This is a genomic window from Herbaspirillum sp. RTI4, from assembly GCF_034313965.1.
Taxonomy (GTDB): domain Bacteria; phylum Pseudomonadota; class Gammaproteobacteria; order Burkholderiales; family Burkholderiaceae_D; genus Herbaspirillum.
In genome coordinates this window covers 1,191,339-1,215,406 of the sequence record NZ_JAVIWQ010000002.1, presented here as the reverse complement: position 1 = coordinate 1,215,406, position 24,068 = coordinate 1,191,339, and the positions used below count along the sequence as shown (strand labels likewise).

At 54.4% G+C, this 24,068-nt stretch carries 24 protein-coding genes; 8 read left to right on the top strand and 16 right to left on the bottom strand.

The window, feature by feature from the left end; all coding sequences use genetic code 11:
- Positions 1 to 140 precede the first annotated feature (140 nt).
- The 4 genes from RGU70_RS05740 to RGU70_RS05725 all read left to right on the top strand — a co-directional run bounded on the left by RGU70_RS05740 (position 141) and on the right by RGU70_RS05725 (position 2,585).
- Positions 141 to 950: a hypothetical protein gene (locus tag RGU70_RS05740; RefSeq protein ID WP_322208433.1), complete on the top strand. Its 810-nt coding sequence runs from the start codon at positions 141 to 143 to the stop codon at positions 948 to 950.
- 125 nt (positions 951 to 1,075) lie between these two features.
- Positions 1,076 to 1,270: a hypothetical protein gene (locus RGU70_RS05735; protein WP_322208432.1), complete on the top strand. Its 195-nt coding sequence runs from the start codon at positions 1,076 to 1,078 to the stop codon at positions 1,268 to 1,270.
- Positions 1,271 to 1,416: 146 nt separating this feature from the next.
- The gene (locus RGU70_RS05730; protein WP_322208431.1) at positions 1,417 to 2,226 is read left to right on the top strand and encodes a hypothetical protein; all 810 of its coding nucleotides are present in this window, start codon (positions 1,417 to 1,419) and stop codon (positions 2,224 to 2,226) included.
- A 155-nt stretch (positions 2,227 to 2,381) separates the two neighbouring features.
- Positions 2,382 to 2,585, top strand: coding sequence for a hypothetical protein (locus tag RGU70_RS05725; RefSeq protein ID WP_322208430.1), 204 nt, complete (start codon positions 2,382 to 2,384; stop codon positions 2,583 to 2,585).
- Between the two features lie 18 nt (positions 2,586 to 2,603).
- Here RGU70_RS05725 and RGU70_RS05720 read toward each other — a convergent pair whose 3' ends face one another.
- The 7 genes from RGU70_RS05720 to ugpB all read right to left on the bottom strand — a co-directional run bounded on the left by RGU70_RS05720 (position 2,604) and on the right by ugpB (position 10,971).
- The gene (locus RGU70_RS05720) at positions 2,604 to 3,596 is read right to left on the bottom strand and encodes a CapA family protein (RefSeq protein WP_322208429.1); all 993 of its coding nucleotides are present in this window, start codon (positions 3,594 to 3,596) and stop codon (positions 2,604 to 2,606) included.
- A 43-nt stretch (positions 3,597 to 3,639) separates the two neighbouring features.
- On the bottom strand, positions 3,640 to 4,254 hold the full coding sequence (locus tag RGU70_RS05715) for a hypothetical protein (protein WP_322208428.1): 615 nt from the start codon (positions 4,252 to 4,254) through the stop codon (positions 3,640 to 3,642).
- A 168-nt stretch (positions 4,255 to 4,422) separates the two neighbouring features.
- Positions 4,423 to 6,177, bottom strand: coding sequence for a methyl-accepting chemotaxis protein (locus RGU70_RS05710; RefSeq protein WP_322208427.1), 1,755 nt, complete (start codon positions 6,175 to 6,177; stop codon positions 4,423 to 4,425).
- A gap of 453 nt (positions 6,178 to 6,630) precedes the next feature.
- Positions 6,631 to 7,722, bottom strand: a complete 1,092-nt coding sequence (locus RGU70_RS05705) for a sn-glycerol-3-phosphate import ATP-binding protein UgpC (protein ID WP_322208426.1) — start codon at positions 7,720 to 7,722, stop codon at positions 6,631 to 6,633.
- Between the two features lie 89 nt (positions 7,723 to 7,811).
- A complete protein-coding gene (gene ugpE / locus RGU70_RS05700) occupies positions 7,812 to 8,657 on the bottom strand; it encodes a sn-glycerol-3-phosphate ABC transporter permease UgpE (protein ID WP_322208425.1) in 846 nt (281 codons plus the stop codon).
- 2 nt (positions 8,658 to 8,659) lie between these two features.
- Positions 8,660 to 9,541 carry a sn-glycerol-3-phosphate ABC transporter permease UgpA gene (gene ugpA / locus RGU70_RS05695; RefSeq protein WP_322208424.1) on the bottom strand — a complete coding sequence of 294 codons (882 nt, stop codon included), beginning with the start codon at positions 9,539 to 9,541 and terminating at the stop codon, positions 8,660 to 8,662.
- 119 nt (positions 9,542 to 9,660) lie between these two features.
- Positions 9,661 to 10,971 carry a sn-glycerol-3-phosphate ABC transporter substrate-binding protein UgpB gene (gene ugpB, locus RGU70_RS05690; protein ID WP_322208423.1) on the bottom strand — a complete coding sequence of 437 codons (1,311 nt, stop codon included), beginning with the start codon at positions 10,969 to 10,971 and terminating at the stop codon, positions 9,661 to 9,663.
- A gap of 435 nt (positions 10,972 to 11,406) precedes the next feature.
- Between ugpB and RGU70_RS05685 the strand changes: the two genes are divergently transcribed.
- Positions 11,407 to 11,838, top strand: a complete 432-nt coding sequence (locus RGU70_RS05685; protein WP_322208422.1) for a hypothetical protein — start codon at positions 11,407 to 11,409, stop codon at positions 11,836 to 11,838.
- A gap of 231 nt (positions 11,839 to 12,069) precedes the next feature.
- Here RGU70_RS05685 and RGU70_RS05680 read toward each other — a convergent pair whose 3' ends face one another.
- Positions 12,070 to 15,081 carry a CHAT domain-containing protein gene (locus RGU70_RS05680; protein ID WP_322208421.1) on the bottom strand — a complete coding sequence of 1,004 codons (3,012 nt, stop codon included), beginning with the start codon at positions 15,079 to 15,081 and terminating at the stop codon, positions 12,070 to 12,072.
- Positions 15,082 to 15,200: 119 nt separating this feature from the next.
- On the bottom strand, positions 15,201 to 15,722 hold the full coding sequence (gene ssb / locus RGU70_RS05675) for a single-stranded DNA-binding protein (protein ID WP_322208420.1): 522 nt from the start codon (positions 15,720 to 15,722) through the stop codon (positions 15,201 to 15,203).
- A 334-nt stretch (positions 15,723 to 16,056) separates the two neighbouring features.
- Here ssb and RGU70_RS05670 point away from each other — a divergent pair, with 334 nt between their 5' ends.
- Positions 16,057 to 16,401, top strand: a complete 345-nt coding sequence (locus RGU70_RS05670; RefSeq protein ID WP_322208419.1) for a zinc ribbon domain-containing protein YjdM — start codon at positions 16,057 to 16,059, stop codon at positions 16,399 to 16,401.
- Positions 16,402 to 16,479: 78 nt separating this feature from the next.
- Here RGU70_RS05670 and RGU70_RS05665 read toward each other — a convergent pair whose 3' ends face one another.
- Genes RGU70_RS05665 through RGU70_RS05650 form a run of 4 tightly spaced genes read right to left on the bottom strand, consistent with a single transcriptional unit; the run spans position 16,480 to position 18,916 of the window.
- On the bottom strand, positions 16,480 to 16,956 hold the full coding sequence (locus RGU70_RS05665) for a DoxX family protein (RefSeq protein ID WP_322208418.1): 477 nt from the start codon (positions 16,954 to 16,956) through the stop codon (positions 16,480 to 16,482).
- A gap of 1 nt (position 16,957) precedes the next feature.
- Positions 16,958 to 17,773, bottom strand: coding sequence for a putative DNA-binding domain-containing protein (locus RGU70_RS05660; protein ID WP_322208417.1), 816 nt, complete (start codon positions 17,771 to 17,773; stop codon positions 16,958 to 16,960).
- Complete coding sequence (locus tag RGU70_RS05655) at positions 17,770 to 18,615, bottom strand: DUF692 domain-containing protein (protein WP_322208416.1); 846 nt, start codon at positions 18,613 to 18,615, stop codon at positions 17,770 to 17,772. Before RGU70_RS05655 ends, RGU70_RS05660 begins: the two co-directional genes overlap by 4 nt.
- Before the next feature lie 22 nt (positions 18,616 to 18,637).
- Positions 18,638 to 18,916, bottom strand: a complete 279-nt coding sequence (locus RGU70_RS05650) for a DUF2282 domain-containing protein (protein WP_322208415.1) — start codon at positions 18,914 to 18,916, stop codon at positions 18,638 to 18,640.
- Positions 18,917 to 19,183: 267 nt separating this feature from the next.
- Here RGU70_RS05650 and RGU70_RS05645 point away from each other — a divergent pair, with 267 nt between their 5' ends.
- Both RGU70_RS05645 and RGU70_RS05640 read left to right on the top strand, forming a co-directional pair.
- A complete protein-coding gene (locus tag RGU70_RS05645; protein WP_322208414.1) occupies positions 19,184 to 19,792 on the top strand; it encodes a sigma-70 family RNA polymerase sigma factor in 609 nt (202 codons plus the stop codon).
- A complete protein-coding gene (locus tag RGU70_RS05640) occupies positions 19,789 to 20,430 on the top strand; it encodes a DUF1109 domain-containing protein (RefSeq protein WP_322208413.1) in 642 nt (213 codons plus the stop codon). Before RGU70_RS05645 ends, RGU70_RS05640 begins: the two co-directional genes overlap by 4 nt.
- A 139-nt stretch (positions 20,431 to 20,569) precedes the next feature.
- Here the strand turns inward: RGU70_RS05640 and maiA are convergent, their stop codons facing one another.
- From maiA to hmgA, 3 genes are read right to left on the bottom strand one after another with little or no spacing between them, the layout of a single operon-like run.
- Positions 20,570 to 21,217, bottom strand: coding sequence for a maleylacetoacetate isomerase (gene maiA, locus RGU70_RS05635; protein WP_322208412.1), 648 nt, complete (start codon positions 21,215 to 21,217; stop codon positions 20,570 to 20,572).
- A 29-nt stretch (positions 21,218 to 21,246) separates the two neighbouring features.
- Complete coding sequence (fahA, locus tag RGU70_RS05630) at positions 21,247 to 22,584, bottom strand: fumarylacetoacetase (RefSeq protein ID WP_322208411.1); 1,338 nt, start codon at positions 22,582 to 22,584, stop codon at positions 21,247 to 21,249.
- Positions 22,581 to 23,915: a homogentisate 1,2-dioxygenase gene (gene hmgA, locus RGU70_RS05625; RefSeq protein ID WP_322208410.1), complete on the bottom strand. Its 1,335-nt coding sequence runs from the start codon at positions 23,913 to 23,915 to the stop codon at positions 22,581 to 22,583. Before hmgA ends, fahA begins: the two co-directional genes overlap by 4 nt.
- Between the last annotated feature and the right edge of the window lie 153 nt (positions 23,916 to 24,068).

Below are 24,068 nucleotides of genomic sequence, written 5' to 3'. Positions count from 1 at the left end.
ATTTTTAAATTATAAATTTTTATAAATAAATATTTATTGATGATTAAATCTCAAGCAATGAACGTCCATTGCAACCTATTTTCTAAAAAAAATGGCGGCAAGCTAGCGCAGGTACAAACCAGCATCGAAGGCAAAAAATTATGACTAAAATTACACGCATATTGTTTTTTTATTTATTTTTATTTAATAATTCATTTTCACAAACCAATAATAAATTAATTTCAAAGAAAATCGATTGCACAGAAAATTATTGCAAACCAACGCCCGAAAAAAATATCAAAATAGATGGGAATTTAAAATACATAAAAGAATCTGAGTCGGACACAAATAGCTTTAAAGATGCTCATATTTATTCCCTTGAAACTGATAAAAATAAGCTCATCATCCCAATTATAAAAAATATTGGATTAACTATTCAGTTTTATCCGGGGAAAGGACATTTAGAAATAAGAAAACCAGGATTTAAACAAATATTTGATTTTGGCGATACTTACTCCCCTGAAAAAGATTATTGCCGGGAATATTACATTCGCATCATTGATGCCTCATCCACACACATGGTGCTAGAGAAATATTGCATCCCATTTCAAGCAATGAAAAGCAGAATGGAGAGCAATATAGATTATATATTGTACGATATGGAGTCGGCAGAAATGCGGATCATACTAACAGATGGCGGAAATGAAACCATGAAATATCCATTAATTAAAAATGATCCGAAAATCAAAAAAATTAAAAACGGATATATCCTGAATTGGAATGTAGATAGCGATCATATCTCATATGAATACAATATTAATCTCAAGTTTACAAGAAAAATAGATAAAGATAAAAACCCCTACTTAGATTGCAAATCCACAGATAAAGTAGTTGACGGGAATTTTGAAGGTTTTTTATGCTCAGTAAGGACTTATGACGTTATTTATAACAGCAATAAAATATTACAATAAAATTAATTTAATTATATTTAATTTATTAATAAATATTTAACAACTATTTAAATATTAATCCAAAAAATAAAAGTCCATGATAATCTCTTGTCCCCATAAAAACGGCCAACGCCCGCGATTAAACAGTGAAAACCCAGATCGCCAGCAAGGCCGACAAAACCGGCGGCAAGCTAGCGCAGGTACAAACGCGGATCGAAGACGGCAAACCTGTGCATGTCGTCACCACTGTTCACACGGATAACAACCTGATGCTGCATCCCGAAAACGAAGCATTCCACGTCCATCTGACAAATTGGAAAAATAGGAACAACTGGAGGTAAGAATGAAATGGAAACCTTCACTCACGAAAGGTATTTTCCTTTTGAAATATTGGATAGCCCCAATAAAACACCAACAGGATTAAAAAATAGGGTCCATCCTTTCCTATTTATTAACAACTGTACAAATATCAATAAGGTAAAAAAGTATGACTAAAATCACATGTATATTGTTTTTTTATTTATTTTTATTCAATAATTCATTTTCACAAACCAATAATAAATTACCTTCAAAAGAAATCGATTGCACAGGAAGTTATTGCAAACTAACACCCAAAAAAAATATAAAAATAGATGGCAATTTAAAATACATAAAAGAATCTGAATCAGATACCAATAGCTTTAAAGATGCCCGAATTTATTCGCTTGAAACTGACAAAAGCAAGCTATTTATTCCCCTTTTAAAATCTACAGGCTTAACCATGCAGTTTTATCCAGGAAAAGGAGATTTAGAAATAAAGAGCCCAGAATTTAAGGAAATTTTTAATTTTGGGGCTACTTATTCACCTGAAAAAGATTACTGTCGCGAATACTATATTCGCGTTATTGATGTCTCATCTTCGCACATGGTATTGGAAAAATATTGCGCCCCTTTTGAAATAACAAAAGCCACAATAGAAAGTACGACAGATTATATTTTGTACGATATTAAGTCGGCGGAAATGAGAATCATACTTACAGTAAATGGAAATGAAGCTACAAAATATCCAATCATTAAAAATGACCCAAAAATTATAAAAGTTCCAGATGGATATACACTGAATTGGAGTTTAAAAAGCGATAATATTGAATTGAATTATGATATTAATCTTAAGTACATTATTAAATATGATGAATATGAAAAACCTCATTTAGTATGCAAATCTACAGACAAAGTAGTCGACAAAAACTTTGAGCGTTTTTTATGCAAGAAAAGAACTATTTATTTGGCATATAGCAGCTATGGAATAAGACCATAAAAAGATTTATTTTTTATTCATTCAATGAATATTTAAAAAATAATTTGCACAAAATAAAAGTCCATGACAAGCCATTACCAAAAAAAGGAACGGCCCACAGCCACGCTGAAGCGGTGAAATCACATGCCGCCAGCTAGGCCGACAAAACGGGCGGTATGTTGGCGCAGCCACAAGCGCGTATCGAAGACGGCAAACCGGCGCATGTTGTTGCCACCGTCTATCCGGTAAATATCTCGACGCTTTGCGCAGAAAGCAAAATCTTTCATACCGATCTAATTTCGGAGTTATCAGAAAAATTAGCAGCTACACCAATAGCGAATGAAAGAAAAAATTCCGGGCAGCGACAGGATGCGAAATGAAGAAATTCACAATCCCGCTTAATGCCGCCCCTCAAACCCAACAATCCGATTGCTACACGAACCTATCCCCGCGCCGTCCACCTCGCTGCACGGCGTTATCCGCTCTGGCGTCGGGGACGGTATCCCCTCCTCGCTGATATCAGCACCCCGCGTATCCCATCCGACCACGCCCTTTGCAGTCAACTCAAGACGTGCAATCCAGCCGTGGGTTTGCGGGTCGTTGTCCAGCGAGTCGATCACAAAATTGCCCAGGCTGTAGATGATGGGTTTGCCCTGATAGATTTCCACTTCCTGCGTCACATGCGGATGCGCGCCAATCACCGCGCTGGCACCCGCCTCGATCATGCGATGCGCTAAATCGCGCTGACGCGAATTGGAATGCGGCTCATTTTCCCAGCCCCAGTGCATGAAGGGAATCACGATATCGGCATGGTAGTGCTGGCGCGCCCGGCGAATATCGGCGACCACTTGCTCTTGTTCGCTCCAGGCCACTCCCGCTTCATTCGCATCTGCCTCAAAACTGCGCGGCATGAATTCGTCGTAACCGAGCAGTGCGATTTTTATGCCCTTGCGCTCCAGAATCAGCGGCGTATGCGCTTCCCGCAAGTCATGTCCGCCGCCAAAATGCGGCACGCCTTGTCGATCAAGATGGCCGAGCATTTCTACAAACGCGGCTTTGCCGAAATCCCCCGAGTGGTTATTGGCAATCGTGACGGCGTCGAAATAGCGGCGCAAAACTGGCAGCGTGTGCGGATCGGCGCGGAAGGTGAAAATTTTCGCGCTGGGCTTGCCGCTGGTGGCCACCACGCATTCCAGGTTGGCGATACGGATATCGGTACTGCCGAGTATCCCGGCGACACTGGCGAACGGATCTTTGCCTTCCGCAATCCATTTTCCGGGCGCGCCGTCCAGCACGATATCGCCGGCAAACAAAATACTGACAGTCTCAGGCTTTGTCTGTGCGTGACTGCTGCGGCTAACAACGCTCAGAGCAGCAATTAAAGCGAGCAAGCAAAGGAAATTCCACTGTAATGTCGGGCGGAGATGGCGCATCTTATTCATCTTTCAGATTGCAGCGATACTGTAATTCACGTTCCAGCGGCCCCGCGTACAGCATCGTTTGCGGGCCAAGAGACTGGGCGGTTTTACTCAGGAGAAAGGGCGGTTCGAAACGCACTTCCTGAATCGGCAGATCGCCATGATCGGTTTGGAAGTAAGCGTACAGCTTGATGTAATCGATCTGTCCAGCGCCGCCTATCATGACCGCCTTGAACCTGAAGCGCCCGCCGATATCAACGCTCGCAATGGCGTAGGGATCGTTACGAATGCCGGTTTGTATCGTCTGCGTCGCTCCGGCATAAGTGACATCGCAGCTCAGCAAAGCGGCGGCATCAACGGACGGTGCGGCCAACAGCACGATACTGGCGCAGAGCAAACCGGCGGCCTTTACGCTGAGTTGTAGTAGTCGCGATTGCTTTTTCACATGCATATTAAGGGCAGATATCTGAAGTGGTTTTGCTTTTTCCTGCCCGCTCAATACGGTCTTATCCGCCGTAATGTTTGGTGCGATCAGGGACAGCTGCGCTGTGAGAACAACGCGGACTTCGATCTTATACTGCACTTTACCCGGCTGTGGCGCATGGGCTTGCCTGAATATTTTTTTCCGCATGCGAATCCATCAGCGCCAAGCCTGACGAATTCGCATCAGAAACATCCTGCCATTTTATTTTTTCAGGCGCATTTGTGCGGTTCTGTGTTTGTGTGCGTTTGTGTGCGTTTATGTGGGTTTGGCCTCTACACATCCGATTGAGAATTTCCCAAGCCCCCAGCAAACTGCTTAAAACGTTTCCCATTCGCCGTCATTATTAATGGGGAGCTTTTTGATCTCTTTCGATACCGCTTTGGCTGAAATGATACGTGGCGCCATATTGACTACCGACGTCGGCCTCGACGGTGTAACGCGTTTAGCGATCGGCGTGCGTTGATAGGATGGGACCGTAACCGTAACCGACCGCTGCACCGGTGCTGCCGACTGCACCCCTCCGATGATCTTGAACTGACTCATTTCCTCCAACAGCACATGCGCCTGATCACGCATGCTCTCGGCTGCGGCCGAGGCTTCTTCAACCAGCGCTGAGTTTTGCTGGGTCATTTCATCCATTTGGGCAATGGCGATATTGATTTGCTCAATACCGTTACTTTGCTCCTGACTCGCCGCGGTGATCTCCCCCATGATATCGGCCACCCGCTGGACACTGGTGACGACCTCATCCATCGTCCGCCCGGCTTCATCGACCAGATGACTGCCCTGTTCCACTTTACCGACCGAATCGTCGATCAATAATTTGATTTCCTTGGCGGCCGAGGCCGAGCGCTGGGCCAATGAACGCACTTCACTGGCGACCACCGCAAAGCCACGTCCCTGCTCGCCCGCACGCGCCGCTTCGACCGCCGCGTTCAAAGCCAGAATATTGGTTTGAAAGGCAATGCTGTCGATGACGCCGATGATATCGACGATCTTGCTCGAACTGGTTTTGATCGAACCCATCGTCTCAACCACCTGTTTGACGACGTTACCGCCCTTGATTGCCACACCACTGGCCGACACCACCAGTTGATTGGCCTGGCGCGCATTGTCCGCATTTTGCTTAACGGTGCTGGTCAGTTCTTCCATCGTGCTAGCCGTTTCTTCCAGGGCCGACGCTTGCGTTTCGGTGCGACGCGACAGATCGGCATTGCCGACGGCAATCTGCTGCGCGGCCACCGAGATGGTTCCGGTCGAAGTACGCACGCCACCCACTAATGTCGAGAGGCTGCTGCTCATCTGGTGCAGCGCTTCCAGTAATTGCCCGGTTTCGTCACGACGGCTATTGTCAATCCGGGACGTCAAATCGCCAGCAGCGACTTGCTTTGCGGCTTCAACCGCACGCTCTAGCGGAATCGTGATTGAGCGACTCAGCAACCACCAGCAGCTTAGGCCAAAGGCAAGCATGACCCCGCCCAATGCCAGCATCAGATTACGGCTGGCGATATTGATGTCCACGATCCCTGCAGTGGCCACATCGATCTGACGCCGTTCTTCGGTCCCCAGCTCTGCGATGGCGGTGACAAAGGTTTTCGATAAGGGGACAAATTTCTGATCGAGCAGCACATTGGCCGCTTCGAGATTGCCCGCCCGTTTCAGCACCATGATTTCTTCGCGACTGGCTAAATACAGCTTGCGAATATCGGCGATCTTGTTGATCAAGGCCTTTTCCTGCTCGGTATGCATGTAGCCTTCAACGGCCTTTTGCAATTCATTGGACGATTGCGCCCCCTCCTTCGCATCTTCAGCGAAAAACGATTCCAGCGACGGGTCGCTGCTCTTGATGATGGCCTGGGTCCGGCGCACTGCCGAATGGATATAGCGATTCCATTCGCTAATCAACCGTTCCGCTGCCAGCGGTTGATGCAGCAACACGCCCGCAGCAGTCGCGACGGTATTGAGGCGGTTAATACTGACGACGATCGTAATCAGCGAAAAAAACAGGATGCCTGCAAACCCCAGGCCGAGCCTGCGCCCGATACCCAGATTACCGAAAAATGTGAACATGATTTTGGATGAATAGAATTGAGATGCGGAAAAACTCCGGCATGAGTCGCTGGCAGCTTTCCCATTGAAAAGGCCAGAACGAGCGGACAAACGGGGTCACATTATTTGAGGCGGGTTTTGTAAATAGCGCAGATGGTTATCTTAACTATGATAAGCATCTCTTTTAGGATGTTTGGGCATGTTAACCGCAGTCTCTGTGGATTTGCCGAGGCTACGGACGGGCGTCCTTGAAGTAATTTGTAATTACTAATGTACGCATATTACAAGAGTAAGGAGAGTTGCCCTAGGGAAAAATTCAGCAACAGAGCATCCGTCGCCTCTTCAGGCAGGCCAAAGGGCGTTCAAAATCTATCGCAATACACTCTGCTGACATCGGGCGCCCCTGTAAAGCAGGGCGCGTGGGACCGAGATGCTCGCCGTCACAATCCATTACGGCAAATGACGGCGAGCCTGTCAGCGCGTTACGCGCCGTTGCGTCGCCGCATCAAACCAATGCAAACGATTCGCCTCGGCACTCAGATGCAGCCGCTGTCCGGCCTGCATGGTGTCGGAAGTCGTGCGCACCACGATGCGCTGATCGCCTGTGCGACCAGGGCACATGCCATGCACCAGATATTCCGCACCGAGCGATTCCACCAACTGCACCTGAAACGGAATGCCGTCGGCCGCAGGGGTGAGATGCTCAGGCCGTATGCCCAGCAGATACGTTTGTGCAGCCTCACTGCCCATGCCTCCCACACTGCCAACTGATGCTGGCAAACGGAATGAGACACTGTCGGACAGCGCAAACACCGCACCCTCTTGCGTCAGCAGTCCATCCAGAATATTCATCGGCGGCGATCCCATAAAACCGGCAACAAACGTCGTCGCAGGGGTTTCATAGACTTCTTTAGGGGTGCCGATTTGTTCAGCCACGCCGCCGTTCATGACGATCATGCGCTGCGCCAGCGTCATCGCTTCCACCTGATCGTGCGTCACATACAAACTGGTGGTGCCAAGTCGGGCGTGCAGTTGCTTGATTTCCAGCCGCATCTGCACCCGCAGTTTGGCGTCCAGATTCGAGAGTGGCTCGTCGAACAGAAAGACTTTTGGTTCCCGCACAATGGCGCGGCCCATGGCGACGCGTTGGCGCTGACCGCCGGACAACTGTCCCGGCCGCCGTTCCAGCAACGCGCCCAGTTCCAGAATGACCGCGGCAGCATCGACCCGCTGCCGGATCTCATCCTTCGACATGCCGCGAATGCGCAGGCCATAAGCCATGTTGTCGAACACATTCATGTGCGGATACAAGGCGTAGTTCTGGAACACCATCGCGATATCGCGCTCGGCCGGTTCCTTGTCGTTGACGACCGCGTCGTCGATCAGAATTTCCCCACCGCTGATTTCTTCCAGACCCGCCACCATCCGCAACAAGGTCGATTTGCCGCAGCCCGAGGGGCCGACGATGACCACAAATTCACCGTCTTTAACCTGCACATTGACGCCGTGGATCGCTTTCGCGCCTGCGTAATTTTTTTCTACATTCCTGAGTTCGACTGTTGCCATTCCATCTCCGCCTGTCCGGCTTGCGCCGCTTCGTGTTGTCCGATGTTATCTGTGGTTGTCTGTGGTTGCCTGTGGTTGCCTGATGCTGCTTACTTTTCCGCGTCCACCAGCCCTTTGACGAACCATTTCTGCATCAGCAAAATCACCAGCGCCGGCGGCAGCATCGCCAGCATGGTGGTCGCCATGATCAGATTCCATTCATTGAGCGCGTCGCCGCCGCCGATCATGTGCTTGATGCCGATCACGACCGGGTACATGTTTTCATTGGTCGTCACCAGCAGCGGCCACAGGTATTGGTTCCAGCCGTAGATGAACTGAATCACAAACAGCGCCGCGATACTGGTGGCAGACAGTGGCAGCAGGATGTCGAAGAAAAACCGCATCGGGCCAGCGCCATCGATGCGCGCCGCTTCCGCCAGCTCTTCCGGCACCGTCAGAAAAAATTGGCGGAACACGAAGGTCGCCGTGGCAGAGGCAATCAAGGGGATGGTCAATCCGGCATAGGTATTGATCATGCCTAAGCTGGCCACCACTGCGTAAGTGGGCGTGATGCGCACTTCCACCGGCAGCATGAGCGTGATGAAAATCAGCCAGAAACAGGTGCGGCGAAAAGGGAATTTGAAATACACGATGGCAAATGCAGAAAGCATAGAGATGATGATCTTGCCGACGGCAATGACCATCGCCGTCACCAGACTGACCCACATCATGCGCAGCACCGGCTGGCCCGACTCGCCGCCACCGCCCAAGAGCGCAGTGACATAGTTATGCCAGAACTGCGTTCCCGGCAACAAAGACATAGGCGCATTGAGAATCTGCTCGTTGCTTTGGGTAGAGGCAATGAAGGTAATGTAGACCGGGAAAGCCACAACCAGCACGCCCAGGAGCAATACCAGATGCGAAAGGAAACTCAAAAACGGTCGTCGTTCCACCATGATCAGTACTGCACTTTCTTTTCGACGTAGCGAAATTGAATGATGGTCAGCGCAATGACAATCGCCATCAGCACCACCGATTGGGCCGAGGAGCTACCCAGATCCAGTCCCTGAAAACCGTCATGAAACACCTTGTACACCAGGATCGTGGTTTCCACGCCGGGCCCGCCCTGAGTGGCGGCATCGACAATGGCGAAGGTTTCAAAGAAGGCGTACACCACATTGACCACCATCAGGAAGAAGGTCGTCGGTGACAGCAAGGGAAAAACGATATCGCGGAACCGACGCCACGGCGAGGCGCCATCAATGGCGGCCGCTTCGATCAGCGACTTCGGTACTGCCTGCAATCCGGCCAGAAAAAACAGGAAGTTGTAACTGATCTGCTTCCAGACCGCCGCCATGACAATCAGCGCCATCGCCTGCCCCGGATTGACGACCTGATTCCATTCGATGCCGACGGTGCGCAGCGCATAAGCCAGCACCCCAATCGACGGCGACAACATGAACAGCCACAAGATACCGGCAATCGCCGGTGCCACTGCGTAGGGCCAGATCAGCATGGTTCGATAAGCCAGTGCGCCGCGCATAACGCGGTTGGCGCAAACGGCCAGCAGCAAGGCCACGCCCAGCCCGATACCCGCCACCAGCACCGAAAAGACCGCGGTAATGCGGAACGAGGCCAGATAATTATCATCTGCCAGCAAGTCCCTGAAATTATCGAGTCCTACAAATTGCGGTGCGGTACCGAAGGCATCCTGAATCTGCAAAGATTGCAGCAGCGCCTGTCCCGCCGGCCAAAAGAAAAAAACCAGCACCACCGTGAGCTGCGGCAGCATCAATGCCCACGGCAGCCAGCGCGATTTGAATAACATGCGTTTTTGCATAGCGATCCTACTTATCCGCCAAAAAAAAATCGGCGGGCAAACCGGATCACCGGCTGCCCGCTCGACTATGAAGCCATGTACGCCATGTACGCCTAATCAGCGCCAGGCAATACTGCGCATCAGGATTTGTTAGCTTTCTCGAAACGCGCCAGCTGTTCGTTACCGCGCTTGATAGCAGCAGCAATGCCTTCCTTGGCGGTTTTTTTGCCGCTCCATATCTGCTCGAACTCTTCATCGATGATGGTACGGATTTGCGGGAAGTTACCCAGCCGCACACCACGCGACTTGTCGGTCGTCTTGCGGATCATTTGCGTGACGGCGACATCGGCACCGGGGTTTTTCTTGTAAAAGCCGGATTTCTCCGTTAGCTCGTAGGCCGCCATCGTGATCGGCAAATAGCCGGTGCGCTGATGACTGGCCGCCTGCACTTCAGGACGGGACAGGTAGTTGAAAAATGCCGCCACACCCTTGTATTCAGCCGGCGACTTGCCTGCCATCACCCACAGGCTGGCACCACCGAGCAAGGTGTTTTGCGGGGCATTCGGCACATCAGGGTAATACGGCAGATTGGCAATGCCGGCGTCGAACTTCGCGCTTTTCTTGATCGCGCCGAAGGTGCTGGAGGAACCGGTCAGGATCGCGCATTCGCCGGAGATGAAGGAAGCATCCGGCACATTGCCGCGGCCCTTGTAGACAAACAGACCTTGCTTGGCCATGTTGGCCAGGTTTTCGATATGGCGCACATGCAGCGGGGTATCGAAGGCCAGACGTGCGCTGGTGCCGCCGAAGCCGTTGTTCTTGGTAGCGAATTCGACGTTATGCCAGGTCGAGAAACTTTCCAGCTGCACCCAGCTTTGCCAGGAAGAGGTGTACGGACATTTTTCACCGGCCGCTTTCAGTTTCGCCGTGACCAGCGCCAGTTCCGGCCAGGTCTGCGGCGGCTTGTTGACATCGAGGCCGGCGCGGCGGAAAGCATCGCGGTTGTAAAACATGACCGTGGTCGAGCTATTGAACGGATAAGACAGCATTTGTCCGTTCGGGGCCGTGTAGTAGCCGGCCACTGCCGGCACATAGGCTTTGGCATCGAACGGCAAACCAGCCTGTTTCATCACTTCGCCCACGGGAACGATGGCACCCTTGCTGGCCATCATCGTGGCAGTGCCGACTTCGAACACTTGCAGGATGGCCGGGGCATTGCCGGAGCGGTAAGCGGCAATCGCAGCCGGCATGGTTTCATCGTAGGAGCCTTTGAAACTAGGCACGATCTTGTAGTCTTTTTGGCTGGCGTTGAAGTCGCGGGTCAGGTCGTTGACCCAGTCACCCAACTGGCCGCTCATGGAATGCCACCACTGGATTTCCTGCGGTGCAGCCATGGCAGGAGTGGTAAAGCTGGCAGCGAGGACAATGGCGCAAAGCGATTTTTTTATCATGGACGGCTCCAAACATTTTTAATATTAGTCCGGCATTATCACACTGAAATATTGCATTCCGGTGACATCTATTTTCCGCCCGCCGCAATATAAATTTATCCCCATGGAGACGGGAACCGACCGATCATATTTTCTCTGGAATAGGGGCCATGATCCGGAGCGATACGCTCAAGGAAAAACTATCCTGAGAAACTGTCATACTGAAGAATGACCGGACGCCACAACCCGGAAATCTGCGGGGCCAGCCCAAGGAACTGACGAGGGCGTGAATCAGGTTCCAGGTTCCGTTTTCCAAGTGCTGCTTTTTACGTACCTCTTTTGCGAGAGTGTGAAACGTCCCTGACGTATCGACCGCACAACGGGCCTGCCCCACAGATATCACAGACATCACGGCACTTTCTATCTTTGTTTTTCCATTCCACACCGGAGGTCTTTATGCGTAACAAACAACAAGCAAAACAACCAGGATTTATTTTTGCCGCAGCGCCATTCCAACGCAAGTCCCTGTGCCAACTCGCACTGGTATTGTTGGCCGCCAGTGCCTCCTATTCCTCAATCGCCGCCAATCCGGCGCAAGATGAGAATGCACGCTATCAAAACGACCTGAAGGTCTGCAATTCCGGCCACTCAAACCAGGACCGCGCAACTTGCCTCAAAGAGGCAGGTGCAGCGAGGGACGAAGCCAAAAGAGGCCGCCTCAATGACCGCGCGCCAGATTATCGTCAAAATGCCTTAAGCCGCTGCCAATCACTACCGATGAGAGATCAAGAGGCCTGCCAGCGCCGTATCGATGGCGACGGCACTTCCAGCGGCAGTGCGCAGGAGGGTGGGATGCTGAGAAAACTGGTGGAACCTGATCATAAATAAACGTCGGCAAAACGTCCTTAGGAACGGCGCGCAAGATCACCGAACGGCATCTGTGCGCGCCACTCATGCGCTGGCGGCTGGCACAAGCTGAAATGGCGTTGGCCGCGCCCGATATCAGTCTATTTTTCAGTCTATTTTTCAGTCTATTTTTCAGTCGATTTTTCAATCGATGTGTCAGTCAATTGGTTAGCCGATTTGTTAGCTGATTTGTTAGCCGATGCATCAGCGCAATTAACGCCCGCCGTCACCCACCAGCGCGTAAGGCGCCCAAAAAGCCGGGTGCGCGTATTTCGGTTCAGCCATCACCCTGAGCATGGCTTGACGCAAACTTTCCGCCTTGCGTTCGCTGGGATTTTCCACGTAATGCGCCAGCGTGGCGGTCGTCAGTTGTTTAGCGCTTTCGCTTTCTACCGCCCAGTGCGTCACTAACAGACTGCGGCTGCCGGCGTAGAAAAATCCGCGCGCCAGCCCACTCAGGGCCTCTTCTGCTTTGCCATCCGATGCCGCCGTATTGCAGGCCGATAAAATCACCCAGTCGGCATTGAGCTTGAGTCCCAGCACTTCATCGAGCGTCAGCAGTGCGCCCAAGGGTTCGCGGGCTTCATTGCCGGTGCTTGCCAGCGCCAGCGCAGGCTGGGTGAGATTAGGCAAGTCGCCCGCCATCAGGCCATGCGTGGCGAAAGCGATCACGCGTTTCTTGATCAGCTCCCCTTCCTGATTGCTTTTCAAGACGCTGGCCTTGGTCGCCTGCGCGCCCAGATGCAGGTCGCGCTGGTGGTCTGCTTTCAGGACGGTGGCAATCGACAGCAATTCATCGCGCGTCTCCGGCAAGGCCGGGATGCTGGCGTAATCGAGCGCGCCTTGCGCATCGTCCTTCGCTCCATCCCCCACATCCCCCAGTGCGACACTGCGCGTCAGTCCGATATGGCGGGTGCCGTTACCGGCCGAGGCCAGTTGTTTGACTGAGCCGAATTGCGGATCGCCCCAGGCTGCCAGCGGTTCTGATGCGGAATGCGCTTTGGAAAATTGTTTGACCGCCATCCACGCACTCAGGCTGGGGATATGCGTAATCGCTGCCTGCCGGATAAGCCAGGGGGCATCCATCGTGACGAGTCTGACCGGTTGCGTAAGAAGAACGCCAAAAGGCATTTGCCCCAGCGCACCGCCAGCGGCCACGACCAGATGTTTTTTACCCTCAATCACGCCTTTGACCGGCACCAGAAGCCGCTGGTACAACTCGCTGGAAGCGGCGGCGTTGAAGGGAAGCAGCATGCCATCCATCTCATTGAAATCCAGCGTGTTGCGCGCATTTTTCACCAGTCGCGCCAATTGCACCTTGCTCAGATCCACCCGCGCATAAGCGCTTTTTCCTGCGCTGCTGAGCGCCCAGACATACACCGCATCCTCGGTAGGCAACAGCATGATCAGCGCCTCATCGGCCACCAGTTCTTTGGCCAGTTCGGTCAGTCCCGGCGGCGTTGGCCGTACCAGCCGGTCGTAACCGGGAAATCTGGACTTGATTTCGGTTTGCAGTTTTTTCCGCGCGATATCCAGTTCGGCAATCCGGGCGCGCATCTTGAGAGCGACTTCCGGCAGGGGCGACTGGGCACTGCCGGCATCGCCTGCCAGGTATTTGCGCAAGGCCTCTATTTCATTACGTCCATCCTGATCCTGGCGCACCAGACTGGCCAGCGCCGGATCAGTGGCAGCAGAACGGACGGCAGCATCGGCCAGCGCTTCTTGCACCATGCCTCCGCGCACCCAGTCGGCAGGGCCCATGGCGTCCATAGGATTGGCACCGGGGGTAGTGAACAGGGCATCGAGATAGGCGGCAAAAATCAGTTCGCGGATATCTTTTCTGACGCCCACCGTTTCCATATCAAAATTGTCGGGCAGCATGTAGCTGCGCACCGCGCTCTGAAGCAGGGGGATGGCGCAGGCCTTGCTGCCGGCAGTGCCGGTTCGCCACAGCGCAACGCCTTGCAAGCCGCTGGCCTGTGCCACAAAAAAGTGATTGGCGGGATACCGGCTCTGCATGTCTTGCAGCAGTGACTGAAATAATTCCACCGCTTGCGGCAAGCGTTTGCCACTTTCAAAGTAGGCATAGCCGCGCTCAAGCGGATACTGTGTGCGCCGTTTGGCGACAGCATCGTGCTTGACTGCGCCATCGAGCCGGTCCAGTTCTGCCACTGCGGCATCCCATCGATGCTGGCCTTCCAGCGAGGCCACGAGAGCGCGGACAAGATTAGTGCGGGCTTGCGTCGTCGGCGCATACGCCAGCGACTCCAATACTTTGTCCGCCTTGCGATAATAGTTTTCGGCTTGCACAAACTCGCGCTGATCGTGACGCAGGCCACCCGCGGCCGAGTAGATGGAACTCAACAAGCGCGGCCGCAAAGGTAAGTCTCTGGACAGTCGCAAATATTCTTTCAGCGTTTCCTCTGCTTCGCCGTACTTGCCTGCCGCCTGCAACGCCGCATTTTTTTGCGCCAGACTATTGCCCAGCGTCGTCGATGCCCGCAGCAACTCGTTCTGCCCATTCCCTAGCGTTTGGGCCAGCCGGACATCTTCCCTTGCATCATTGACCGCTTGCGCGGCATACGTTACGGCTTCGTCCAGTTTGCCCAGCCTGAGCTGCATGCTCGATGCCAGAGCATCAGCACCTGCCCGCAAGCGCCACAGATACATGGTGTTGCGCTGACTCTGATTGCCGCCTTTGTTCGAAAAAGTAGCCGGCCCTTTTTTCAGGGTCTCGATGTTCTGAAAGATCAGATCGAGCATCTGCTGCGCTTCTTCATAGCGCCCGAGTGAGTAAAGATCGCGCGCGTAGTTGGTCCGGTACATTTCGCGCTGATTCGGTAAATTTTCTTTCTCGATGGAGATCCTGCGAATGCTAAACGCCTCATCGTAAGCGCCGACACGCATCAGTTCATTGGCAAAATTGTTCCAGCTGATACCGTTGGGAAAGACCGCCGCCCATTGTCGGAACATCGCCACGATGGCATCGGGCTCACCCAGCTTTTCCGCCGCCAGTTCTTTCTTCCTGAAGTGCTCCTGCAAACTGGAATTCAAGGCATTTTGCGGCACCGGCTCTGCCAGAATCGCTCTGAATTCGGCAATTTCGGCTGGGGTGTGCGGCTTGAAGCTTTCTTCAATTTCATCGCTTTGCGCGAGTACCAGCGGACAACACAGCGCCAGAAGCAGGCAGGCAGCCAAGCGGGGGAAACCGGATATCACACTCATCAATGTTCCAGACTTTTTATGGGATGCGTTGAAAAGATCGTTTTCCCTGAGCAATAAAAAACCCGGAAATCGAAGATTTACCGGGTTTTTCGAGCTGCTGCGTTGGGTCTATGGGGCGATCAGAACGGGATATCGTCATCCATATCCGAAAAATTCGGCGCCGGCCGCGAAGCCGGAGCGCGGGAACCGCCGCCACCACTGCCACCTGCGGCTGCATTACCCACATTCTGACGCGGTGCCTGCTGCGCCGGAGCGCCGCCGCCGTAGCTGCTGTCGTCATCCATCTGCCCGCCGCCACCCATGCCTTGACGGCTACCGAGCATTTGCATGGAATCGGCAATGATTTCAGTGGTGTAGCGATCCACGCCTTCTTTATCTTGCCATTTGCGTGTTTGCAGACGGCCTTCGACGTAGATTTGCGAACCTTTTTTCAGATACTGCCCGGCAATTTCAGCCAGCTTGCGATAGAAGGTGATCCGATGCCATTCGGTCAATTCCTTTTTTTCGCCGCTATTTTTGTCTTTCCAGCTTTCGGTCGTCGCGACGGCGATGTTGGTCACGGCTTCGCCGTTAGGCATGTAACGTGTTTCCGGATCGCGGCCCAGATTGCCGACGATGATGACTTTATTGACCGATGCCATTATTTCTCCTGAATGCGTGTCGATTGCGAATGCGTGATGGACGCAACTACGTGATGGGCGCGCCTGAGTCCGGTCAATCCCGCGCCTGCGGCAAAAAATCGGTTCATTCTGCAGAAAAGACCGCTATGCCCCATAGCGGGAGGCGGTCAGGTCTGTGCGCCCGAGCGAAGCCGCAATTATACCCATGAAGACCAGCGAACCCACGATTCCTTTGAATCTTTGAGTAACAGTGGAAGCCGCCGTATTCCCGGTCGCCGGAGGGTGGGGTTCGGGGTGGGGTTCGGGGTGGGGTTAGTATACTGCCGTCTTTGAACGTCCTTCTCCGAAAGTATCCATGAGCAACCTGCCCGCCTGTCCACAATGCAATTCCGCCTTTACCTACGAAGATGGCGGCCTGTACATCTGCCCGGAATGCGCGCATGAGTGGTCCACTACTTCGGCTGCCGGCGCGGCCGAAGAAACACAAAAAGTCTGGCGCGATGCCACGGGCACTATCCTGGCCGACGGCGATACCGTCACCGTCATCAAAGACCTCAAGCTCAAGGGCTCGGGCGGCGTGGTCAAGATGGGGACCAAGGTCAAGAACATCCGTCTGGTCGAGGGAGACCATGACATCGATTGCAAAATCGACGGTTTCGGCGCGATGGGTTTAAAGACCGAGTTCGTCAAGAAAGTGTAAAAGAGTCCCCTGCCCCATTTCTAAGCAGGGGGACTCAGCATGATTCCCGCTCTGAATTCGCCCTCGATTGAGGGCGTTTTATTTGATACCGATTCGATGGTCGAGCGAGAAAACGCCTGCGCCCCGTCCCACCAGATACAGCAGCAACCCAGCCCAGGACAAATGCGTCGACCAAGCGTCGGGATAAACAAAAATCTCAATTACCGCCGTCATGCCCAGCAAAGCCAACGCTGAAAAACGCGTGAACAAACCCAGCACCAGCAGCAAGGGGAAAGCATGTTCGGCATACGCGGCCAGATGCGCGGCGAGGTCGGAAGGAAGCAGCGGGATTTTGTATTCGTTTTTAAACAAATCGTAAGTGCTGTCGGTGATCGTCAGATAACCGCTGACTTTGGTTCGGCCGGACAAGAAAAACACCCCCGCAATCGATAGTCGTGCAGTCAGCGCCAGCAAGGAGTGTGGAATGCCGGCAGACAAATAATCGGCAATCGCATTCCAGCGCGTGAGTAAAGTGGAGTTGGAGGCGTTGCTTGCTGCTGGTTGTGGATTGGGCATGTCAATCTCCGTGGTGAGTGGCGACGCTGTCGGCCTTGCCGAAAGCGCCAGCGGTAATGAGCTGGGACAACAGGGATGCAATGTCTTGCGCTGGATCGGCTTGCACAGCACGGTTGGCGGCCTCTTCCAGAGTGAGTCCGGCGAGACAGGCATCGAGAAAGGCGCAGGCTCCGGCGCTAACCGACTCCCAGCACACGCCGCCATCGCGACGCGTCAGTAAAGCGCCCTCGCCCACCCACGCCAGATCGGTAGCAACTTCGCGCTGTTCGCGGTTGGCTTGCCAAATGCTGTAGGCCGGTTGCGTCGCGCACCACGACCAGCGCGCGCTGGGATGCGGTGGCAATATCAGGCGACCGATCGCTTCGGGCGACAAACCAGCGAACGCTGTAGCGTCGAGCGACATCTGATCGGCAGCGCTGTGCGCTTCTATCCAGAGCCTATCCAAACGCGCCACCTCGGCCAGATAGGGCAACTCAGCGGCGGGCGGAAACTCCGCCAGAAAATGCGGAAAATGCTGACCGTACTCCATCATGCTGACATTGGTCGGCGGCGCAGCGCGGACATGGATCAGCGCCGCGCCGTGAAACCACTCTATGCCGACCAATTGCACTATCGTCGGGTAATTGGCCGCCAGCGCATCGACGCAAGCCTTGATCACAGTATTTTGGTAGACCTTGAATCCGGGCTGAGAAATCAGCGCCGCGACTTCGGGACAGACGTCCGTTTCGCCATACAAGGCGCGGATGAATTGATCCTGAAAATTGCTCAGTGCGTCGTTCAGTGTGTGGCTCAGAGTGTCGTTCAATGCGCCGCTCATGCCGCCACCTGCGACGCAGCGTGTTGCACAAGAATATGCTGCGCCTGATTCTGCTCCTGCAATAACTCGGCAAAGGACGGCAGGTGATCGTCGCGCTCGATCAGCGTCGGCCGTGGGCCTATGCGTTCAATCAGGCGGCGGTAAAGCGCCCACACAGGCGCTGCCACGGCGGCATCGTGCGAATCAATCAGTAAATCGAGCTGCGGATCGGCATCGCGGCTATGCCCGGCCAGATGGATTTCCATGATGGCCTCACCCGGCAGGCAATCCAGATAAGCGGCGGCGTCGAACTGCAAATTGTGCGCGCTGATAAACACATTATTCACATCGAGCAACAGGCCGCAGCCGGTGCGACGCGTCAGTTCGGACAGGAAATCGGTTTCGCTCCAGGCATGGGTTTCCATGCGGAGATAGTGGGTGGGATTTTCGATGGCAATGCGACGGCCGAGGGCATCCTGAGTGCGGGCGATGTTATCGGCAATGCGGACAAGCGCGGCTTGGGTGCGCGGTACGGGCAGCAAATCGGGATAGTAATGATCGCCCCATGCCGACCAGGCGAGATGCTCGGAAACCAGCATCGGTTCAGTGCGTTGAATCAGTTCGGCCAATTTTTTCAGATGCGTAACATCCGGTGGCGCATCGGCCGCCAGAGACAGCGAGACGCCGTGCAGCGACAAGGGATGCCGACTGCGGATGGCCTCCAGCCAGGCCAGCCGGGGGCCGCCTGCCATCATGTAATTTTCCGCATGGACCTCGAACCACAGGCCATCGGCAACGCACTCCAGCGCCTCTTCGTAGTGCGGGGATTTCAGGCCGAGACCGGCGCCGGGCTGGATGCTCATGATGTGCAGGCGAAGGTAAAAATCAAACCGACTTCAGCGAACCCATGCCGTGCGGCGTCTTGATCGTGGTGCAAGTACCGGCGGGTACGTTTTTCCAGGCATTAGTCTGATAATCCATTTTCGACGTGCCGGCACAGGTAGTGCCTTCGCCTGCCTTGCAATCGTTTTTGCCGGACATGGAAACGCCATAACATTTTTCCATAGCTGGTTTAGCTGGCATGGCTTTTTCTTGTGCCATGGCAACGCCGGAGGTCAACGCAGCAAGAGTAAAGGCAGCGGTAGCGAATTTATATGCGTTCATGATGTGGATTCCATTCAAAAGGTGATTGATCGAGCTACATAGGGTTGATCGCCGATTCGGCCTGCTGCAAGACGCGTTACATTGAACAAGCGATCTGCAAAGTAATTCGCCGGCACACCATCGCCGGTTACAGCGGGTGCAAAATATTTTTATGCCAACCGGTCGGAGCAAGCCTGCCAAGGCATCAGGTACTATTCCGCAAGCGTTCGCCGCAGCCTGGCATACGCCACCCTATTTATTTCATGTTCACTGTAACCAGAACCTCCGATGACGCGAATAATAGAAACAAGAACAGCGACAAGAACAGCAACAGCGCATCCCGTTGAAGAGCGACTGAAAATTCTGCTGCTGGCCGGTATGGAGGGCGATGCCGCTTCCTATCACCTGTTCTTGCAGGAACTCAGTATTCGCTTACGGGCTTTCCTGAAAAAACGCCTGTTCCGCTGGCAGGACGAACTTGAGGACATCGTGCAAGAAACATTACTAGCCGTGCATAACGGTCGCCATACGTATCGATCAGACCAGCCCTTGACGGCATGGGTGTATGCGATTGCCCGCTACAAGCTGATGGATTTTCTGCGGGCGCGGTCGCGGCACGACGGGCGCAGCGAACCTTTGGACGATTATCTGGAAGTACTCGCCGATTCCGACGAGGAACCGGCCGATGCCAAACGCGATATCGATAAATTGCTGACGCAATTACCGGATCGGCAGCGCCTGCCTATCCTGCACGTCAAATTGCAAGGCATGTCGGTGGTCGAAACAGCACAACTGACCGGCCTTTCCGAGTCGGCTGTCAAAATTGGGATACATCGGGGACTAAAGGCACTGGCATTGAAAATTCGCCTTGTATCGTCGTCATCACCATCATCATGAAAACTACCGATTTTATTTCCCTGCTATCGGCTGGCGTAGCGCCGGTCGAACGGCATGTCGCACCCCGGCGTTTCAGCCGGGCGCTGGTGCTAGGCAGCCTCGGCTCCATCGTATTGATGCTGCTCTTTTTTGGCGTACGGCCCGATATCCGCGTCATGCTTGTCACGCCCTTGTTCTGGGCCAAGCTGGCATTTCCTTTGGTGCTGGCAGGTGCGGCATTGCTGGCGAGTGCGCGGCTGTCGCGTCCCGGAATACGTCCGGGGAATGCCTGGGTCGCCCTCTCCGCGCCACTGTTTGTCGTATGGATTGCCGCGCTCATCTCGCTCTGGCTGACACCTGAAGATCAGCGCGTAGCACTGCTCATGGGGGTGAGCTGGCGCACTTGCCCATTCAATATAGCCTTGCTGTCGATACCCTCTTTCATCGCGGTGTTCTGGGCCATGCGCGGGCTGGCACCGACGCGCTTGCGTCTGGCCGGCGCCATCGGCGGACTACTCGCCGGCGCAGCCGCCACCGTAGTGTATTGCCTGCATTGCCCTGAAATGGGTGTGCCGTTCTGGGGCGTGTGGTACGTGCTGGGAATAGGAATGCCGACATTGCTCGGCGCGCTGCTGGGGCCACGCTTGTTGCGCTGGTAGTTGCGCAGGTAGTTGCGCAGGTAGTTGCGTTGACAATACCTCTGCTGCCCGACGGTTCGACTGCCGGGCAACAGAAAAGCAAAAGACAAACAAAAGACAAACAAAAGACAAACAAAAGACAAACAAAAGACAAGCAAGACTACTCGGCGTCGATCTGCTGCGCCGGATGTGCCGCGTGAAAAGCCGGCAAGTTATTACAGGCATTCTCTATCGCGATCAGACGCGGGTAAGGCGTCAGATCGAGTTGTGAGCGACGGGCGTTGAACAGTTGCGGAATCAGACAGCAATCGGCCAGCGTCGGCGTATCGCCAAAACAAAAAACTCCCGCAGGACCGCTGGCGATCTCGACTTCGAGCGCCGCCAGTCCCTGTTCCAGCCAGTGACGTATCCACCGGTCCTTGGCAGCCGCATCCAGCCCCAGCTCTCCGGTGAGAAATCGCAACACGCGCAGATTATTGAGCGGATGGATTTCGCAACAAATCGCCAGCGCCAACTGACGCACCCGGGCGCGGTCGGCCGCCGCTTTCGGCAGTAAGGGCGGTGTCGGCGCGGTCTCTTCCAGATATTCCAGAATCGCCAGCGACTGACTAATGTGGAGATCGCCATCTTCCAGCACCGGCAGCAGCGCTTGCGGGTTGATGCTGACAAACGCCGCACTCAGTTGTTCGCCGCCGTTACGGACCAAATGCACCGGCAGGATGCTATGCGGCAAAGCTTTCAGATTCAGCGCAATCCGTACCCGATACGCGGCAGAACTGCGGAAATAGCTATAGAGCGACAGTGACATGACAAGCCTTTCTTTTCTAGCGACCAGGTCTACGCCGTCCGTGCCGGCAGCAAGGTTCCGCTGAGTTCACCGAAGCCGATACGCGCAAGGCCGGGACGCTGCGCCCAGGCACGCATGACCACGGTATCGCCATCTTCGAGGAAAGTCCGGGATTCGCCATTGGTCAGCTGGATCGGCTGTTTTCCACCTGCGGATAATTCGAGCAACGAACCGGCTTCGCTCGGTGCAGGACCGGATTGCGTGCCGGAACCCAGCAAATCGCCCGGCCGCAAATTACAACCGCCGACCGTGTGATGCGTCACCAGTTGCGACACGCTCCAGTACGAATAGCGGAAATTCGACAGCGACAAACGCTGCGGCGGCTGCGCTGCTTGCCGCATCGCCGAGGTTTGCAGAGCGACTTCCAGTTCGATGTCAAACGCGCCCGACTCGCGCATGGCGGCCGAATCGAGATAGGGCAAAGGCTGCGGATCGGCGGCGTCGCGGCTCCATGCCAGACGGTAAGGGGCCAGCGCTTCCAGCGTCACCACCCAGGGGGAGATGGTACTGGCAAAATTCTTCGCCAAAAAAGGGCCTAGCGGTTGATATTCCCAGGCCTGAATATCGCGCGCCGACCAGTCATTGAGCAGGCACAGACCGAACACATTGGCTTCTGCCTGATCGAGTGCGATGGCGTCGCCCGGCGCATTGCCGCTGCCGATAAAGATGCCGACTTCCATTTCGTAATCCATGCGCTTGCTGGGGCCGAACACCGGGGCATCTGCCTCCGGCGGCTTGGTCTGTCCCAAGGGACGGCGGAATTGCTGCGGCCCGACCGCAATCGAGGAAGAGCGACCGTGATAGCCGATCGGCACCCATTTGTAATTCGGCAGCAAGGGCTGGTCGGGACGGAACAACTTGCCGATTGCCGTGGCGTGATGCACCGAGGTGTAAAAATCCGTGTAATCGCCAATCTGCGCCGGCAAGGCAAATTCCACGTCCTTTTGCGCGACCAGCGCCGCCTGCAAGGTGGACTGCACAGGCGAACCGACGCGCAGCGAGCGCGACAGCGACAAGCGCAAAGCCGACCATGCCGCAACATTGAGTGCCATCAACGCGTTCAGACTTTCGCCGCCGGCCGCCTTGAGCGCCTGTTGCGCCAGCGCCGGTTCTGCGGAGAAGGCACCTGCATCAATCACCGTATGCAAATCCAGAATAGCGTCACCGATGGCAACGCCGACGTGCCAGGCCGACTGCGCGCCCTCGCTGCGCCGCCGGAATACGCCGAACGGCAGGTTCTGTATCGGGAAATCGCTACCGGGCTGGTTAGCGGATTCGACCCAGCTGCGCAGCTCAGGGGCGTGGGTTTCGTTGAGTGCCATCGTCATGCTTGCTCCGGTGAAAAATGTTTCCTGAAGTCTTGCCAGCAACGATAGTAATCGCGCTGCAAGGCCGGTGTTTCCAACGCAAAGCGCGTCGGGCGGATAATCTGCCGCGTCTCTATCATGAAGGCCATCGTCGCCTCGACTTTGGCCGGACGGCTGGTATCGATGCGGCTGGCTTTTTCAAACGTGGCGACGTCGGGGCCATGCGGACTCATGCAATTGTGCAAGCTACCGCCGCCGGGCAGAAAGCCCTCGGCCTTGGCATCGTAGACGCCATCGATCAGGCCCATGTATTCGCTGGCGATATTGCGATGAAACCAGGGCGGACGGAACGTGTTTTCCGCCACCAGCCAGCGCGGCGGGAAAATCACGAAGTCGATCGTATCGACGCCGGCGGTATCGCTCTGCGCCTGCAAGACCAGAAAAATCGACGGATCGGGATGGTCGTAGCTGATAGAACCTATCGTATTGAAATTGCGCAGATCGTATTTGTAGGGGGCGAAATTGCCATGCCAGGCTACTACGTCGAGCGGCGAATGGCTCATCTCCGCTTGCCACAAATTGCCGCTGAATTTAGCGACCAGTGCAAACGTCCCTTCACGGTCTTCATACCAGGCCTGCGGCGTGAGGAAATCGCGTGGATTGGCCAGACCGTTGGAACCGATCACCCCCAGGTCGGGTAAGCGAAACAGGGAACCGTAATTTTCACAGACATACCCACTCGCTGCGCCATCGGGCAAACGCACCTGAAAACGCACACCGCGCGGAATCACGGCGATTTCCTGCGGTTCCAGTTCCAGCAGGCCGAGTTCAGTGCGAATTTCCAAGCGCCCCTGCTGCGGCACAATCAGCAATTCACCATCGGCGTTGTAGAAAAACCGGTCTTGCATGGACTGATTCGCCGCGTACAGATGGATAGCGCAGCCGCTTTGCGCTTCCGGCGAACCATTGCCGGCCACGGTGATGAGACCGTCGATGAAATCGGTAGGCGCAACCGGCATCGGTAAAGGGTCCCAGCGCAACTGGTTCGGCGGCGTGGCGACTTCGTCGAAACTGCTGCGCAGCAAGCCCTTATCGATCTGCACAAACGGGGAATGCATGGCGGCAGGCCGAATCCGGTACAGCCAGGAGCGGCGGTTGCTGGCACGCGGCGCAGTGAAAGCCGCACCGGACAACTGCTCGGCATACAAACCGTAAGGCGCATGCTGCGGCGAATTGCGCCCGACCGGCAAAGCCCCCGGCAACGCCTCGGTGGCAAACTCATTGGCGAAGCCGGATTGATACCCCGCCTTCGCAGACACGACCGGCTGAACCGGTTTTTCCAGTTGACTCATGGAACACTCCTTTCAAATTGTGTGTAGAACCTACCGGAACCGCTGCGTAAGCGTAGCGAGCGACGCAGGCTCAGGATAGGAAGCGCAGTCGTACTTTGCGTACGGTGAGCATCGCTGTCCTGAGATTGCGCCGCGCAGTAGCGTAATCAGTGG

Coding starts and splice junctions, on each gene's coding strand:
- RGU70_RS05740 (WP_322208433.1), top strand. CDS start 141: ATGACTAAAATTACACGCATATTGTTTTTTTATTTATTTTTATTTAAT.
- RGU70_RS05730 (WP_322208431.1), top strand. CDS start 1,417: ATGACTAAAATCACATGTATATTGTTTTTTTATTTATTTTTATTCAAT.
- RGU70_RS05725 (WP_322208430.1), top strand. CDS start 2,382: ATGTTGGCGCAGCCACAAGCGCGTATCGAAGACGGCAAACCGGCGCAT.
- RGU70_RS05715 (WP_322208428.1), bottom strand. CDS start 4,254: ATGCGGAAAAAAATATTCAGGCAAGCCCATGCGCCACAGCCGGGTAAA.
- RGU70_RS05710 (WP_322208427.1), bottom strand. CDS start 6,177: ATGTTCACATTTTTCGGTAATCTGGGTATCGGGCGCAGGCTCGGCCTG.
- RGU70_RS05705 (WP_322208426.1), bottom strand. CDS start 7,722: ATGGCAACAGTCGAACTCAGGAATGTAGAAAAAAATTACGCAGGCGCG.
- ugpE (WP_322208425.1), bottom strand. CDS start 8,657: ATGGTGGAACGACGACCGTTTTTGAGTTTCCTTTCGCATCTGGTATTG.
- ugpA (WP_322208424.1), bottom strand. CDS start 9,541: ATGCAAAAACGCATGTTATTCAAATCGCGCTGGCTGCCGTGGGCATTG.
- ugpB (WP_322208423.1), bottom strand. CDS start 10,971: ATGATAAAAAAATCGCTTTGCGCCATTGTCCTCGCTGCCAGCTTTACC.
- RGU70_RS05685 (WP_322208422.1), top strand. CDS start 11,407: ATGCGTAACAAACAACAAGCAAAACAACCAGGATTTATTTTTGCCGCA.
- RGU70_RS05680 (WP_322208421.1), bottom strand. CDS start 15,081: ATGAGTGTGATATCCGGTTTCCCCCGCTTGGCTGCCTGCCTGCTTCTG.
- ssb (WP_322208420.1), bottom strand. CDS start 15,722: ATGGCATCGGTCAATAAAGTCATCATCGTCGGCAATCTGGGCCGCGAT.
- RGU70_RS05670 (WP_322208419.1), top strand. CDS start 16,057: ATGAGCAACCTGCCCGCCTGTCCACAATGCAATTCCGCCTTTACCTAC.
- RGU70_RS05665 (WP_322208418.1), bottom strand. CDS start 16,956: ATGCCCAATCCACAACCAGCAGCAAGCAACGCCTCCAACTCCACTTTA.
- RGU70_RS05660 (WP_322208417.1), bottom strand. CDS start 17,773: ATGAGCGGCGCATTGAACGACACTCTGAGCCACACACTGAACGACGCA.
- RGU70_RS05655 (WP_322208416.1), bottom strand. CDS start 18,615: ATGAGCATCCAGCCCGGCGCCGGTCTCGGCCTGAAATCCCCGCACTAC.
- RGU70_RS05650 (WP_322208415.1), bottom strand. CDS start 18,916: ATGAACGCATATAAATTCGCTACCGCTGCCTTTACTCTTGCTGCGTTG.
- RGU70_RS05645 (WP_322208414.1), top strand. CDS start 19,184: ATGACGCGAATAATAGAAACAAGAACAGCGACAAGAACAGCAACAGCG.
- RGU70_RS05640 (WP_322208413.1), top strand. CDS start 19,789: ATGAAAACTACCGATTTTATTTCCCTGCTATCGGCTGGCGTAGCGCCG.
- maiA (WP_322208412.1), bottom strand. CDS start 21,217: ATGTCACTGTCGCTCTATAGCTATTTCCGCAGTTCTGCCGCGTATCGG.
- fahA (WP_322208411.1), bottom strand. CDS start 22,584: ATGACGATGGCACTCAACGAAACCCACGCCCCTGAGCTGCGCAGCTGG.
- hmgA (WP_322208410.1), bottom strand. CDS start 23,915: ATGAGTCAACTGGAAAAACCGGTTCAGCCGGTCGTGTCTGCGAAGGCG.